General features: G+C 42.3%; 15 protein-coding genes. 8 read left to right on the forward strand and 7 right to left on the reverse strand.

What is annotated here, in order from left to right; translation table 11 throughout:
* Positions 1-11: 11 nt before the first annotated feature.
* From LRQ06_RS19115 to LRQ06_RS19140, 6 genes are all read right to left on the reverse strand, one after another.
* Positions 12-812, reverse strand: a complete 801-nt coding sequence (locus tag LRQ06_RS19115; RefSeq protein WP_232768639.1) for an EFR1 family ferrodoxin — start codon at positions 810-812, stop codon at positions 12-14.
* A gap of 126 nt (positions 813-938) precedes the next feature.
* Positions 939-1499 (reverse strand): DUF2301 domain-containing membrane protein, encoded by a 561-nt coding sequence (locus LRQ06_RS19120; RefSeq protein ID WP_232768640.1) that lies wholly within the window; start codon positions 1497-1499, stop codon positions 939-941.
* A 159-nt stretch (positions 1500-1658) separates the two neighbouring features.
* A complete protein-coding gene (locus tag LRQ06_RS19125; RefSeq protein ID WP_232768641.1) occupies positions 1659-2720 on the reverse strand; it encodes an FAD:protein FMN transferase in 1062 nt (353 codons plus the stop codon).
* A 91-nt stretch (positions 2721-2811) separates the two neighbouring features.
* Complete coding sequence (gene modD / locus LRQ06_RS19130) at positions 2812-3639, reverse strand: ModD protein (RefSeq protein ID WP_232768642.1); 828 nt, start codon at positions 3637-3639, stop codon at positions 2812-2814.
* Between the two features lie 181 nt (positions 3640-3820).
* A complete protein-coding gene (locus LRQ06_RS19135) occupies positions 3821-4963 on the reverse strand; it encodes a glycerate kinase (RefSeq protein ID WP_232768643.1) in 1143 nt (380 codons plus the stop codon).
* Between the two features lie 373 nt (positions 4964-5336).
* Complete coding sequence (locus LRQ06_RS19140; protein WP_232768644.1) at positions 5337-5510, reverse strand: hypothetical protein; 174 nt, start codon at positions 5508-5510, stop codon at positions 5337-5339.
* Positions 5511-5817: 307 nt separating this feature from the next.
* On the opposite strand from LRQ06_RS19140, the gene grxB reads away from it, so the two are divergent.
* The 5 genes from grxB (at position 5818) to yjfF (ending at position 11330) form a co-directional block, all read left to right on the forward strand.
* Positions 5818-6468 carry a glutaredoxin 2 gene (gene grxB / locus LRQ06_RS19145; RefSeq protein WP_232768645.1) on the forward strand — a complete coding sequence of 217 codons (651 nt, stop codon included), beginning with the start codon at positions 5818-5820 and terminating at the stop codon, positions 6466-6468.
* Positions 6469-6758: 290 nt separating this feature from the next.
* Positions 6759-7718, forward strand: coding sequence for a galactofuranose ABC transporter, galactofuranose-binding protein YtfQ (ytfQ, locus tag LRQ06_RS19150; RefSeq protein ID WP_232768646.1), 960 nt, complete (start codon positions 6759-6761; stop codon positions 7716-7718).
* Between the two features lie 91 nt (positions 7719-7809).
* The gene (ytfR, locus tag LRQ06_RS19155) at positions 7810-9312 is read left to right on the forward strand and encodes a galactofuranose ABC transporter, ATP-binding protein YtfR (RefSeq protein WP_232768647.1); all 1503 of its coding nucleotides are present in this window, start codon (positions 7810-7812) and stop codon (positions 9310-9312) included.
* Positions 9313-9322: 10 nt separating this feature from the next.
* Positions 9323-10345, forward strand: coding sequence for a galactofuranose ABC transporter, ATP-binding protein YtfT (ytfT, locus tag LRQ06_RS19160; protein ID WP_232768648.1), 1023 nt, complete (start codon positions 9323-9325; stop codon positions 10343-10345).
* Complete coding sequence (gene yjfF, locus LRQ06_RS19165) at positions 10338-11330, forward strand: galactofuranose ABC transporter, permease protein YjfF (RefSeq protein WP_232768649.1); 993 nt, start codon at positions 10338-10340, stop codon at positions 11328-11330. The genes ytfT and yjfF overlap by 8 nt, the downstream gene beginning before the upstream one ends.
* Before the next feature lie 41 nt (positions 11331-11371).
* On the opposite strand, the gene LRQ06_RS19170 is transcribed toward yjfF, so the two are convergent.
* Entirely contained in the window at positions 11372-12289 is a 918-nt protein-coding gene (locus LRQ06_RS19170; protein ID WP_232768650.1) for a LysR family transcriptional regulator, read from the reverse strand.
* 126 nt (positions 12290-12415) lie between these two features.
* On the opposite strand from LRQ06_RS19170, the gene LRQ06_RS19175 reads away from it, so the two are divergent.
* The 3 genes from LRQ06_RS19175 (at position 12416) to LRQ06_RS19185 (ending at position 14671) form a co-directional block, all read left to right on the forward strand.
* On the forward strand, positions 12416-12871 hold the full coding sequence (locus LRQ06_RS19175) for a DoxX family protein (protein ID WP_232768651.1): 456 nt from the start codon (positions 12416-12418) through the stop codon (positions 12869-12871).
* A gap of 64 nt (positions 12872-12935) precedes the next feature.
* The gene (locus LRQ06_RS19180; protein WP_232768652.1) at positions 12936-13886 is read left to right on the forward strand and encodes a glutathione S-transferase family protein; all 951 of its coding nucleotides are present in this window, start codon (positions 12936-12938) and stop codon (positions 13884-13886) included.
* Positions 13883-14671 (forward strand): DODA-type extradiol aromatic ring-opening family dioxygenase, encoded by a 789-nt coding sequence (locus tag LRQ06_RS19185; RefSeq protein WP_232768653.1) that lies wholly within the window; start codon positions 13883-13885, stop codon positions 14669-14671. The genes LRQ06_RS19180 and LRQ06_RS19185 overlap by 4 nt, the downstream gene beginning before the upstream one ends.
* Positions 14672-14784 lie beyond the last annotated feature (113 nt).

Here is a 14784-nt window from a genome sequence, read left to right on the forward strand (position 1 = left end):
GCTATGACGTTTTACAGCCCAAACACTTCCGGCTCTTTCCGTTCACTACAGTTCTCTGTTAAATAACGGGCTTTTTCCAGAATATTGTCACTTTCCCAGAATCTTGCCTTTTCAGGGCAGCCTTTTATACAGGCACTGCACAAAATACACATTTCACTGTCTGATATTGCAACATCATCGATATAAATTGCACTGGTAGGGCAAAGCTCAACACACAAACCACAGCCTTCACAGTTTTCATTACTCACCGGAGAAATATGCATCGATGGGGATCTTTCTTGATAGGGATAATGGCCAGGGACTTCAAATTCTTTAGCATCCCGGATAGTATCCAGAGTTAATATCTTTTCTTTGATTCGGTAACCAAAATTTATTGCTTCCCGGATATCCTGGTCATCAGGTCGATTATCAGCAACAGGGAATTCCCCGGATGAAAAAGAGTGTTCACCAATAAAAGCCGCTCCGGCAATAACACGAAAGCCCACATCAACCGCCAAATCTTTCAATTCCAGTAGCGCATCATCATAAGCACGGTTGCCATACACAACAACCACAATAGCCAAGGAATGATTAGCTTTTATTTTCATGAACCTTTCAATTGCTGTCAGAGGAATTCTTCCCGCATATACAGGAGCAGCAAGAATAACAACATCCTCATTAAACTCTAATGTTTCATGTTCCAGAGAACTTTCTCTGGTCAAATTAACCGTTTCAACGTCATCAACAGCCAGTCCACCGGCAATACTTTTTAGTATTGCTTCATTGGTTCCTGTCGGAGAAAAATAGACAAGCTTTACATTATTAATGTTCATTCCAGATTACCTTCACATCAAATTTAGCATTTGCCAAATAATGCTACCTCAATCTCATCCTGACTTAAACCTAAAAACGTTTTGCTTCAAAAGAAACACATATAAAAACTCAAGGCATCAGAAAACTCATACCTGATACCTTGATTTATCACCGATATCAAAATGTAAAGGCATCTGCCATTTCGCTTTTGATAGATAAGCCAGTATTCCGCTGGCAAGTAAAAGCAACAAACCGGTTATCCACAAAAATTTGAAAAACATAAGAAAAACACTGCTGGCTAAAAATAATGGTACCAGTTTTAATCCTATCACTTTAAAACAAAACGATTCTTTCAGCGCAATTCCTGAAAAGGTAATAAAGAAAAAACCAAGAGCAAGCCAAACCACTGTTTGATGGATGTCAACAAACAATATGATAAGCCCCACCCAGCCAGGCCAGGAAATCGCGTATCTGACAGGTTTGCTGTACACATGAATATTTCCCGCACTTAGTGCCACCCCTAACGCCAACCCAGACAAAATAAGGTGTCCAAGTACTTCTGGAACAGGAAATAGCCCAGCTTGCCCAAACAATTCAATTGAAAACGCGAACAACGAAATCGCAAAGATACTGATTCCGGTCCGATACATTACAACGCCAGTTTTATCCAAAATATCGAGCGTTTCCACGTGTTCCGGGTTAGCCATAAATCCTCTGTAATAATCAGTGAAAATAGTATTTTAACACTAACTAACAGTGATTTATTGTTGGCTCATGCCGAATAGTCACGATAAAAACGAAAAATTTATAACCGGAAATCGTGGGAAAACTCTCCATATAAATCGCATATGGAGAGTGATAACGGGCTATTTATGATCAAATGCCACCCGAGGGGAATTTTTTAATGCTAAGCTCTCAAAATTCTTAAATTGGTCGCCTTCTTTCTGAATAAAGAAAACTTCCAACTGCTCTTTATTCGCCACTTCAGCGCCTTCTTTCGGTCCCAGACATAGCATAGCAGTTGCCCATGCATCACTAACGGCAGGAACACTACCAAAAACAGAAGCTGACACAAGGTTATGACTTACCGGTGCACCGGTACGCAAATCAAGAATGTGAGGATATTCTTTACCATTTTCATCAAATGAATGATGGTATGTTCCGGACGTATCCAAAGTAACCCCATTTTCTTCATTGATGGTCACTAGCTGATATGGCTGCCTTCCCTCTTTTTGAGAGATGGGCTTCTCAATGGCAATTCGCCATTTCTGCCCACCGGGTTTATGTCCCCGAATCTTCATATCGCCACCGAATTCAACCAGATAATCAGAAATCCCATCATCTTCCAAAATCTTACTCAGTTTACCTATCGTATATCCTTCACCCATCGATGAAAAATCAAGCTGAACACCAGGTTGAGTTTTACGAATTCGTTTACCTTTTTCATCAATCTGAATTTTATCCAATCCCAGCTCAGATCGAACGGCGGAAATTTGCTCATCACTGGGGACATGCAATACATCTTTTTTGAATCCCCATAAATTAAACAAAGGTCCCACAGTCGGGTCATAACATCCGTCTGTTTTCTTATTCACCATCTGAGCAATATGCAGCAAATCGATAAAATCGTCCGAGGCGGGCTGCCAGTCTGTAGATTGACTTTTATTAAATTTTGAAATGTAAGAATCATCGCGGTATGTCGAAAATTCACGATCAATGATTGCCAGCTCTTTAGAAAATTGCTTATTGACCTGCTCAATCGAAACCGGCTTATCTGACCACCAACTGATATGGTATGTCGTACCCTGAGCAAAACCATCGACTTTTTTAATTTCTGGCTGTTGTGTACAACCAGAAATCAAGAACAGAGTTAAACACATCATTGGAACACGGCGCATAAAATGACGCACACTATTTTTTCTAAACATATCCGTTTAAATTCCATCAAAAACATAATAGGCAGAAGTTTACCAACAGATACTAATGATTGCTATGAACCTTCATTGCCGAATGATGAATTTAATCCGTTAAAAATAAAGTCGAAATTTTCTTTGGTTGTGCATAATAAGGTGCCGCAGTAACGAGAATATCCGCTCCCGCTGACACATAATCGCTGACATTTCTCAGAGTAACATCACTGTAAACGGCCAGTTTGGTTTTATGTTTTTCCCAATGGATACACTGTCTGCACACAGCTACATCATAAGGTGAAAACTGATTTAACTGAATAATCTCTGCACCGCTGCGGATCCAACGTTTAGCATCATCAATGGAACTGACTTCAACAGCAGTTCTGTACTCGGGCGCGGAATTGGAAAGAAACTCAATAATTTCTTCTTCCGTACGTTCAAGGAATTGACGATGTTCAGAAAAAATTAATAAGCTATCAGAAAAGCCTAATCGGTGCATAATCGCACCACCAGAACGAATCGCTTTTACGGAAAGTGCTTTTGTAAAAGGTATTTGCTTACGGCTGCAGGCTATGGGAATACCATCCGCAGCAAGAACTAACTCAGAAGTATAGGACGCCATGCCGCTCATCCACTCCATCAAACTCTGAGCTACCTTCCAGGCCATAAAAAGATCATCACTACCTCCGGACATGGTCAGTATTTTCGTCCCCTTTTTAATATTATCGCCTGAGCGACAGTGAACCTCGACCTGTAAATCTTTTAACATGGCAAGGCGGGCAGCTTCCTCGACACCACAAAGTGTCATATCGCAGGCCGCTTCATAAACGACTTTTGCAGAACAGTAACCAACCAACAAAGATGTGGTGATATCTCCATAGGGTGCTTCTTTAAAAAGTAATGTTTGAATCTCAGAGTCTGACAGTACACAATCCATTAGGCTCATTCCTATTCAGGGAAAGTAAAGAAATGGAAACGAAAATAAAGTAAGTAAATTCAATACTGACAGAATAGACGATGAGAAATATCAATGTTTGACTGATAACACAAATAGCCAAACATCAATACGGCTCATTCACATTTTTACAAAAAAATCAAACGTTAAGCAGGTAAATTATTTACCGGACAACTGTCCCTAATGATATCAGTGCAGCAATATTCCTTGCACACATCTGAACATTACTATCCGCGTCTTTCAGGGCTTGCTCTAACGAAACCGCACGGGGGACAACACTGAAGACCGCATCTATGCCATACTGGCGGACAACATCACTATCGTAAGAAAGAGCCCCTGCAATGCCGATCACCGGAAGATGGTATTTTTTTGCTGCTTTCGCTACACCGACCGGCGTTTTACCATGAATGCTCTGACTATCAATCCGGCCTTCACCGGTAATAACAAGATCAGCTCCATCCATCGCCTTCTCTAAAGATACCGCTTCAATGATGATATCGACGCCAGCTTTAAGCGTCGCACCACACAAACCGACTAAACAACCACCCAAGCCACCAGCAGCGCCTGAACCGGGAATATTCAAAATGTCAGCACCGGTTGTTCTTTTCACTACATCCGAAAAATGCCTCAGATTATCATCTAACCTGCTGATCATTTCCGGTGTCGCCCCTTTTTGTGGCCCGAAAACAGCAGAGGCGCCTTCAGGACCACACAGCGGATTATCAACATCACAGGCAACATCAAGTGTGACCTCCTCCAAACGGGGATCCATCGCGGTCAGATCAATATCAGACAATTCACTTATTGCACTGCCACCAGGCAAAATAGAATTACCCTCACGATTAAGTAAACGTCCCCCTAATGCCTGCAACATGCCACAACCAGCATCATTTGTTGCACTTCCCCCAATTCCTAAAATAATGTGTTTAACCCCCTTGTCCAGGGCCGCTTTAATTAACTCTCCCGTACCGTAACTGGACGTTAATAAAGGATTTCTCTCCTCTTCTGAGACCAGATGAATTCCTGAAGCCGCAGCCATTTCAATGATGGCTGTCGTTTTATCACCCGAAATACCCCAGAGTGCAGTGACACTTCTGCCAAGAGGATCCCTAACCTTTGTTTCATTTATTTCACCGTGAGTCGCATCAATGATCGCCTGAACAGTGCCTTCACCACCATCCGCCATCGGTACCTTAATACATTGAGCTGAAGGGATAATTTCTGTAATCCCTTTCTCAATCGCATTCGCAACTTCCATAGCGGTCAGACTTTCTTTATAGGAATCAGGTGCAATGACAATTCTCATATCATATCCTTATGCTTCAGATCAGAGACAATACAAACTACTATAACAACTAGGATACTTATGTGATACCTAACCTTGAGTTTATCAGACGGATGAAGAGAACAGATTTGGTAAATTAAGGAATGCGGCCCTGTCACCAAAATAGGATTGCTAATAATCAGGAAATAGCAGGGATGGGGTTGGGATACATGACACTATTACTCAGCTCACAAGAATATAAAACTAAGCAATACTCATAATAAACTCGTTCAATAAATTGGCCATCAACATGACACTAACATGTCACAAAAAGTATCAGGCCAATCAAATATTATCTTTCGGGTTTCGATATTCTTCAAACTAGGAAAATTCTACCCCAACATAAATCGCGGGCTTAAACTAATTTCGGACGCAAAAATAGTTTGCTCACAACAGACAAAAAAGAAGTTTTCTCTTTTAATATAACTTTGTCTTTTTTACCTGAAACAGGACGCTGAGAAACTTCTAAACCAGTTTGGTAGAACGGACTATCAAAATTGAAAATACTATACTCAAATTTAGTGAACATGGTCACACTCCTCATTATTTTTTTGTAATTAAATTTCATTTATGCGTTTATTTTAGATCTCGATCACACAAACTGCAACAAAAATTGTATTAAAAATACAAATGAAATTTTTATTTCATTGTCATCAACACATTACTTTTAGTCATTTCTTACATTTACATTCGATCGACAAACACATTATTTTCTATCTGGATTCTGTCCGTTCTTGTTTTCACAGCAAGATAACCAGATAATGTTATCAACGTTCCATAGCAGAAATGATTAAATGGCACTTCCACAGCAAGCCCTGTGCTATAAAGGAGAAATAATGAAACTGTTTGTTTTTGAGCACTGCCCTTTCTGTATTAAAGCAATGATGACGGCCAACCTGAAAAAAATCGATATCGAGCTGGTTTATTTACAAAATCATGATGTTGAGGCTCGTATTGAAAAAGTCGGTGCGAATATGGTTCCTATTTTGCAAAAGCCTGACGGTTCTTACATGGCTGAAAGTCTTGATATCGTTGATTTTATGGATAACTTCGATGACAACCCATCGATTACCCCTTCGACAAAACAAGCACAGATTGAGGAATGGAAAAAATCCGTAAAGAGCGTTGAAGGACCACTGGTTTACCCTCGCTGGTTAAAAATCGTCCTTCCGGAGTTTGGCAGCGATGATGCAAAAGCCTGGTATGAAAAAAATAAATCCGCGCTGATTGGTATGAGTTTTAACGAAGCTATATCCAAAACCGACTCGCTACTTTCCGAAATGAATCTCGCGCTGACTCAAATCGACTGGCTGACACTGCCATCAGAAAAAAATAATCAGCTGAGCTATGACGATATCAATTTCTATCCAATGCTCAGAAACTTAACCGTTATCAAAGGCATCCGGTTTCCGGAGAAAATACAGCAGTACATCGATGAAGTTACAGCGTTGACTAACATTCCTGTTTACTATGATGTTGCCGTATAGCCCCTCCCACTTACGTAAACCCATAACGTATCATATCGCCTGAGTCATCAGGCGTTTTTTATTGTTTCCATTACCAATTTATCAACACTTATTGATTTATCAGAATTAATTTCTCTTCATGGGGAATTTAGCTAATGGCATGGATAAATGAGCTACTCATCTTCTATTGTGAACTTCATCGTCAGCTAAGCAGATCAAAGCACATATTCTTTGTTTACGACATAACGACAACAAATAACGGTCGTTTAAAGACCGGCCCTACAACGTGAACGAAGCAAAAGGTAATTATTATGATAAAACAACTTACGCTGACAGCGGCTATCAGCTCGCTCCTGCTTTCCTCTGCTCTTTATGCGCACACTCTTACGGTTGGTTTCTCCCAAATCGGTTCGGAATCCGGTTGGCGGGCAGCTGAAACCAGTGTGTCAAAAATCGAAGCAGAGAAAAGAGGTATTAAACTCAAAATTTCCGACGCTCAACAAAAACAGGAGAACCAGATTAAAGCAGTACGCTCTTTTATTGCTCAGGGTGTCGATGCCATTTTTATTGCTCCGGTAGTACAAACTGGCTGGGGTCCGGTATTAGAAGAAGCGAAAGACGCGGATATTCCGGTATTTCTACTCGACAGAAACATCAGTGTTAAAGATAAATCGCTTTATATGACAGCAGTTACAGCCAACAATATTTACGAGGGTGAAGTCGCAGCAAAATGGCTGGTAAAAGAAGAGCACGGAGCTCCTTGTAACGTTGTAGAACTTCAGGGAACCGTTGGGGCCAGTGTTGCTCTGGACCGGAGAGAAGGATTTTTAGACGTCGTTAAGAAAAATCCCAATCTGAAAATTATCCGGACTCAGTCTGGAGAATTTACCCGGAGTAAAGGTAAAGAAGTCATGGAAAGCTTCATAAAAGCGGAAGACAACGGGAAAAACATCTGTGCGGTTTACTCACATAATGACGACATGGCAATCGGTGCCATTCAGGCCATAAAAGAAGCAGGATTAAATCCAGGGAAAGACATCAAAATTGTATCTATTGATGGCGTCCCTGATATTTTCAAGGCTATGCTGGCTGGAGAAGCAAACGCTTCTGTGGAATTGACACCGAATATGGCAGGCCCTGCATTTGACGCGTTAATCGCATATAAAGATAAAGGCGTGATTCCTCCTAAACAAATCATTACGAAATCTCTGCTATTTGAACCAGTAAACGCGAAAGAGCAGTTGGAACGTAAAAAAGATATGGGGTACTAGACCTCTTTCTGACAAATTGCCATTCTCCATCCCGTCAAGGGATGGAGAGGGACAGAGTTAAGTGGTCCATTAATTTGCAGGAGGCATTGTCATGTCGCTATCAACCCCCGCTCCTATCCTTAATGCTCAGGGAATAGGTAAACATTTCCCCGGTGTAAAAGCCCTGAACGACGTTGATTTTTCATTGCAGCAGGGAGAAATCATGGCTCTGCTTGGTGAAAATGGCGCTGGAAAATCAACGCTTATCAAAGTACTTACCGGCGTATATCAAAAAGATGCCGGAAAAATTTATCTGGAAGGCACAGAAATCAATCCCCGGAATACCGCCCACGCTCAGGAATTGGGTATTGGAACGGTATATCAGGAAGTCAACCTGTTACCCAACATGTCAGTTGTCGATAATTTGTTTATTGGCAGGGAAATACGCAAATTTGGTTTCACTGATCGAAAAACAATGACCAGAGAAGCAAAAAACATCATGGCGTCCTTCGGATTTGATATCGACGTAACGCTTCCGTTAAATCAATATTCTGTTGCCATGCAACAGATTATCGCTATTGCCAGAGCCGTATCTCTCTCGGCAAAAGTACTTATCCTTGATGAACCGACAGCCAGCCTTGATGCTAACGAAGTACAACTGTTATTCAAAATAATGAACGATCTCCGGGGCAAGGGAATCAGCCTCATTTTCATTACTCACTTTTTAGATCAGGTTTACGAAATATCGGATAGGATAACTGTGCTAAGAAACGGTGAATTGGTCGGAACCTGCATTACCGCGGAAACCAGCCAGATTGAACTCGTTAAAATGATGCTAGGCCGCGAACTTGACAGTAACGCATTAAAACGCACCAGTAAAACCCGTGACTCATCAAAGCCTCTGATTAAACTTAAAAATTTCGGCAAACGCGGCACAATTAATTCGTTTGATATGAATATTTATCCCGGAGAAATTATCGGACTGGCGGGCCTGCTTGGATCCGGTAGAACAGAAACTGCTCAGGTAATTTTTGGTATGTCACCGAATGACTCCGGAACCTGCGAAATAGAAGAAAAACCAGTAAAAATCCATTCTGCGCAACAAGCTTCACTATTAGGATTTGGCTTTTGTCCGGAAGACAGAAAAACAGATGGCATTATTTCCAGTGCAACGGTCAGAGAAAATATTATTCTCGCCCTTCAGGCCCAGAAGGGCTGGTATCGTCCGATTTCCAGAAAAGAGCAAAATAAACTGGCCGAACGCTTCGTTAAACAATTGGGAATAAAAACGCCTGACATCGAACAACCTTTAGGATTCTTATCCGGAGGTAACCAGCAGAAAGTACTCCTGGCCCGGTGGTTACTGACCGAACCGCGTTTCTTGATTTTAGACGAGCCAACCCGGGGAATTGATGTCGGTGCACACTCAGAAATCATCCGGCTGATTGAATCTCTCTGTGCTGATGGACTGGCCTTATTGGTTATTTCTTCTGAACTTGAAGAGCTGGTCGGTTATGCCGACCGGGTTATTGTGCTTAAAGACCGTAAGCAAATAGCAGAAATTTCCTCAGAGGAACTGTCTGTCCCCGCCATCATGAACGCCATTGCAGTATAAGGAGGCGATAATGAATACCTCTATACTTCCTAAAAAAACACCTGGCTCCCAAACCCGGTTTAAACTTCCAACCGGTTCACCTCAATTACTGGCCTTAGTTGTCGTTTTATTAGTTAACAGCCTGGTTGCTGACAACTTTTTTTCCATCCAGTTACAGGACGGCCGTTTATTTGGCAGCCTGATTGACATTTTAAACCGGTGTGCTCCGGTCGCTCTGCTCAGTATCGGAATGGCGCTGGTAATTGCTACTGGTGGAATCGACCTTTCCGTTGGTGCGGTGATGGCCATTTCCGGGGCCACTATGGCCAGTCTAATCCGAAGCGGTCATTCGGTTGAAATGGTGCTCCTTCTTTCTCTGGCATCCGGGGTAGCCTGCGGACTCTGGAATGGTCTGCTTGTGGCGGTGCTAAAAATACAACCGTTTGTCGCCACACTTATACTAATGGTTGCCGGCAGAGGCGTCGCCCAGTTAATTACCGAAGGGCAAATTGTCACCTTCAGCAATGATGCTATTTCATGGATTGGCAGCGGTTCCCTTCTTCTCTTCCCAACCCCGGTCATTATCACGATTCTCATGGCTATATGTGTCTGGTTAATAACAAAAAAAACCGCATTAGGATTATTTATAGAATCCATTGGAATCAATATCCGGGCAGCAAAGAATGCCGGTGTAAATACCACCGTAATCGTGATGAGTACCTATGTCATCAGTGGGATTATGGCTGCTATAGCAGGTATTATTGTTGCAGCGGATATTAAAGGCGCAGACGCTAACAATGCAGGACTCTGGCTTGAAATGGATGCCATTCTGGCTGTTGTTATTGGCGGTACCTCGCTAATGGGCGGACGTTTTAACATTTTCCTCGCTATTGTCGGAACGCTCATCATTCAGGGAGTCAACACAGGTATTCTTTTGTCCGGTTATCAGCCACAATGGAACCAGATTGTAAAAGCAATTGTCGTGTTAACCGTTCTCATTATGCAATCTCCTGCTCTTTTACAAAAATTAAACCGAGGTGTTCATCATGATTAAACGTCACCTTCCCTTATTTATTACTATGATGGTTTTCGTGGTCAGCTACCTATTCTGTGCAATGGAATATCCCACTTTTTTTTCCACAAGAATTATCTGTAATATTCTGACTGATAATGCTTTTCTTGGTATTGTCGCGGTTGGAATGACTTTTGTTATTTTATCCGGTGGCATTGATCTGTCAGTCGGTTCAGTCATTGCTTTTACCGGGATTTTTCTGGCTAAACTGATCGGTGATTACCACCTGTCTCCCTATCTTGCGGTCATATTCGCGCTTTGTTTCGGCGCATCCTTCGGGGCTCTGATGGGATGGATCATCCATACACTGAAAATTCCCGCTTTTATCGTGACACTGGCCGGCATGTTCTTCTTGCGTGGTGCAAGCTTTTTGATTTCAGAACAATCTCTTCCCATTGATAATCCGGTTTTTTACGACTTATCAAGAGCATCCTGGAAGTTAACCGGTGGCGGGAGGCTCAGCCTGATTGCTGTCATTATGCTCTGTGTTGTTGCAATTGGCATGATGCTGGCCCACCGTACCCGGTTTGGCAACAACGTTTATGCTATTGGTGGAAATTACCAATCCGCTGAACTGATGGGCATACCGGTTAAACAGACGACTGTCGGGATTTATATGTTATCCAGTCTGCTGGCAACCGTCGCCGGAATTGTTTTTGCCATATACACATCAGCAGGTTACCCATTAGCAGCAGTCGGAGTTGAACTGGATGCTATCGCTGCTGTTGTTATTGGGGGAACATTGCTGTCCGGTGGCGTCGGAACCGTATTTGGCAGTTTATTCGGTGTGTTGATTCAGGGTGTCATTCAAACCTACATTACCTTTGACGGTACCCTGAGTTCATGGTGGACAAAAATCATCATCGGAATTCTGCTTTTCAGCTTTATCGGATTACAGCGGCTGCTAACGGTTTTTTCGGAAAAAAGAAAAGTGGTCGTCTCACAAAAAGCCCAGCTTACATCCTGATATCGTTCTCCCACTGATGATACCCATCGGTGGGAGATAACCTACTTGATTTCTGCTATTGCCTCATCCCAATATGGAATGTCCTGATAAAACCCATCGACAAAATCAATAAAACTCCGAACTTTTCCGGCCAGAAATTTCCGGTTAACGTAGACAGCATATAACCCTAATGGTTGAGGCTCGAATTCTTTTAAAATACGGACTAACTGTCCTTTTTCAATGGCATTTCCCGCAATAAAAGTCGGCTGAATAGCAATGCCCTCTCCTTCTATCGCCGCATTCACCAAAATATCGCCATTGTTTGATGATAGATACCCTTTTTGATTTAAAACTCCTTTCCCCTGTTCCAGTCCGGACAACAAAGCAGAAATGTCAGCATAGGTATAACGTAAATACCGGTGTTGGATTAACTCTTCCGGGGTTTTAGGCTCTCCGTACCGTGCAAGATAATCGGGTGCCGCACAAATACAGAGATTAATTGTGGTAATCTTCTTAGCAATAAGAGATGAGTCGGTCAATCGACCAATCCGCAAAGCGACATCTACCCCTTCTTCCACTAGATCGATCTTTTTATCGGTAAGATTGATATCAACCGAAACATCCGGATACTCTTTGTGAAAAGCTGTCAGCAATCTGGGCAGGTGCGTTATCCCGAATGACATAGGAGCACTGACCGAAAGACGACCGGACACATTCTGGTGTAAATTAGCCAGTGAATTTTCCATTTCATCGATATCGACTAAAATTTGCAGACACCTTTCATAATAAGCCTGCCCTGCTTCAGTAACATTGATTCTTCTCGTTGTCCTGTTAAGCAATCTTGTCTGTAAGCTGTCTTCCAGATTCGATACATATTTACTAACCAGTTGAGGAGAAATATCCAGCTTTGCAGCGGCTTTCGAGAATGAGTTCTCCTGCACGACAACGGTAAATGCTCTCATGGTATCAAGCTTATCCATCTTTACCTCATTATAAACATAATGTTGATAATTATTACACAGAAGCGTCATTTATCAATTAATTATTTACGAATATAGTTAACACATCGAATAAAAACACACGATATTCAAGCAGGAGAAATCATTATGGCTAATTCAATCATCACCAAATTACTGGACTCTAAATCAGGCGCATCTTCATTAATTTTACGAGTACCTGTGGGACTGACTCTCGCCGCCCACGGTTCTCAGAAACTTTTTGCCTGGTTTGGTGGATACGGACTGACCGGCACCGGACAATGGATGGACAGCATAGGCTTCCACCCTGGTTTCCTGATGGCGTTGCTGGCTGGCAGTGCTGAATTCTTTGGCGGACTGGCTCTTGTTCTGGGATTGTTTACCCGGCCGGCAGCTTTGGTTACTGCATTCACAATGCTGATGGCATTTACACACCATTATCCAAATGGATTATTCCTGGCAAACGATGGCTTTGAATACGCATTAACTCTGCTTGCTGTCACCACAACCTTATTGTTTCAGGGCGCAGGCCGTTACTCCATTGACCAATGGCTATTCACTAAGTTAAGCGCACAGAACCGGTAAAAAACCAGTAAAACATTCATGGGCAGATTCACACAGATTTAATCAACAAAAGAGGAAGGAAGCGATGTTAGTAAATGGCGTTTGGACAGAAGACTGGCAACCAGTACAGAAAAAAGACGAACAGGGGCGATTCATTCGCCAGACATCAAGCTTTCGTAACTGGATCACCAAAGATGGTTCGGCCGGTCCGACCGGAACCGGGGGATTCAAAGCGGAAAAAGATCGCTATCATCTTTACGTTGGTTTTATCTGCCCATGGGCATCAAGAACGCTGATGGTCAGAGAACTGAAACAACTGACAAACTACATTTCCATATCCGTTGTTAACCCTAAACTCAGCGATCAGGGATGGGAGTTCGGCGGATATCCCGGCAGCGATGATGATGTACTGAATGGATTCCACTACATGCACGAATTGTACACTCATGCCGATCCTCAATTCACTGGCAGAGCAACTGTACCAGTTCTGTGGGATAAGAAGCAGGGAGTCGTTGTCAACAATGAATCCGCCGATATTATCAGAATGTTAAACTCGGCATTCGATCACCTGACAGATTCATCGCTAAACCTGTATCCCGCGGATCTCAGCGCGCAAATCGATAGCTGGAATGAAGACATTTATCACAACTTCAATAATGGCGTCTATAAGGCAGGGTTTGCGACCTCTCAGTTTGCTTATGAAGAAGCCTACCAGAGCGTATTCGCTACCATGGATAAGCTCGAACAACAGCTAAGCGATGGCCGGGATTTCTTGTTTGGAGACCGTATGACAGAGACTGACATCCGGACATTTGTCACACTGATCCGGTTTGATGTGGCCTATCACGGTATTTTTAAGTGCAATCGAAACCGGGTTTCTGATATGCCTCATTTGAATCAGTATATGAAACGCATCTACAGACTTGAAGGCATCGATCGAACGGTCAACATTGACCATATAAAACAAGGATATTATTCAGCTAAAGCATTAAATCCAACCGGAATTGTTCCTGTTGGCCCGGAGATAGAATTATGAACACAAGAACACAGCCCAGCTTTTTTATCTCTCACGGCTCACCAATGATGGCCGTTGAAAACAGCGCGACTTCCAATTTTATTGCCGGTCTGGACAAAACCATCGAAAAACCGGATGCTATCATTGTGTTTTCCGCGCACTTTGATCTTCGAAAAGATATTGTCATAACCAGCGGATTAGCACCGAAAACCATTCATGACTTTTATGGTTTTCCACAAGAACTATACGATATTAAATATCCTGCATCTGGTTCTCCGGAGCTGGCAAAAAAAATCGCCAATCGCTTTGAGTCTTACGGTTTGAAGCCCATTTTATCGGATGAACAAGGATGGGACCACGGAGTCTGGATTCCACTCATCCTAATGTACCCGGATGCCGATATTCCGGTAGTACAGGTATCCATCAACAGCTTGCTTGGTGCAGAAGTGAATTATCGATATGGTGAAATCTTATCTGACTTTCGTGACAACAATATTCTGATTATTGGTTCAGGGGGCATCAGCCATAATCTGAGAGAAGTATTTAATCCAGTACCTGATAAAGACCGGGTAACCAAAGTTACAGCCTTTACAGATTGGATCAATAACAAATTGCTACAACAAGATAAAAATGCCATGTTTCATTATTTAGACGAGGCGCCCTTTACTCAGTTTAATCACCCTAGCCAGGATCATTTCTTACCATTAATGGCTGCATGGGGAGCAAGCAATGCAGCGAAAGGAGAAAGAATTCATCAAGGTATGGAGTTTGAAATACTGGCTTTGGATGCATTCCGGTTTGATTAGATACCATTTTTATCATTCTTCTTTTCATGCTCAAAAAAAGAAACAGACATTGACTTACAATTAAGTCATTGGCTTAACACTTATTTATAAATATATTCAGAAATTAATCATAA

The sequence above is a fragment of the Vibrio salinus genome (assembly GCF_021272385.1).
Classification (GTDB): domain Bacteria; phylum Pseudomonadota; class Gammaproteobacteria; order Enterobacterales; family Vibrionaceae; genus Vibrio; species Vibrio salinus.

Bases quoted from the DNA above. Each gene is read 5' to 3' on its own strand.
- LRQ06_RS19120 (WP_232768640.1), bottom strand. From the start codon at position 1,499: ATGGCTAACCCGGAACACGTGGAAACGCTCGATATTTTGGATAAAACT.
- LRQ06_RS19140 (WP_232768644.1), bottom strand. From the start codon at position 5,510: ATGTTCACTAAATTTGAGTATAGTATTTTCAATTTTGATAGTCCGTTC.
- LRQ06_RS19185 (WP_232768653.1), top strand. From the start codon at position 13,883: ATGAACACAAGAACACAGCCCAGCTTTTTTATCTCTCACGGCTCACCA.
- yjfF (WP_232768649.1), top strand. From the start codon at position 10,338: ATGATTAAACGTCACCTTCCCTTATTTATTACTATGATGGTTTTCGTG.
- LRQ06_RS19125 (WP_232768641.1), bottom strand. From the start codon at position 2,720: ATGTTTAGAAAAAATAGTGTGCGTCATTTTATGCGCCGTGTTCCAATG.
- modD (WP_232768642.1), bottom strand. From the start codon at position 3,639: ATGGATTGTGTACTGTCAGACTCTGAGATTCAAACATTACTTTTTAAA.
- ytfR (WP_232768647.1), top strand. From the start codon at position 7,810: ATGTCGCTATCAACCCCCGCTCCTATCCTTAATGCTCAGGGAATAGGT.
- ytfQ (WP_232768646.1), top strand. From the start codon at position 6,759: ATGATAAAACAACTTACGCTGACAGCGGCTATCAGCTCGCTCCTGCTT.
- ytfT (WP_232768648.1), top strand. From the start codon at position 9,323: ATGAATACCTCTATACTTCCTAAAAAAACACCTGGCTCCCAAACCCGG.
- LRQ06_RS19170 (WP_232768650.1), bottom strand. From the start codon at position 12,289: ATGGATAAGCTTGATACCATGAGAGCATTTACCGTTGTCGTGCAGGAG.
- LRQ06_RS19115 (WP_232768639.1), bottom strand. From the start codon at position 812: ATGAACATTAATAATGTAAAGCTTGTCTATTTTTCTCCGACAGGAACC.
- LRQ06_RS19180 (WP_232768652.1), top strand. From the start codon at position 12,936: ATGTTAGTAAATGGCGTTTGGACAGAAGACTGGCAACCAGTACAGAAA.
- grxB (WP_232768645.1), top strand. From the start codon at position 5,818: ATGAAACTGTTTGTTTTTGAGCACTGCCCTTTCTGTATTAAAGCAATG.
- LRQ06_RS19135 (WP_232768643.1), bottom strand. From the start codon at position 4,963: ATGAGAATTGTCATTGCACCTGATTCCTATAAAGAAAGTCTGACCGCT.
- LRQ06_RS19175 (WP_232768651.1), top strand. From the start codon at position 12,416: ATGGCTAATTCAATCATCACCAAATTACTGGACTCTAAATCAGGCGCA.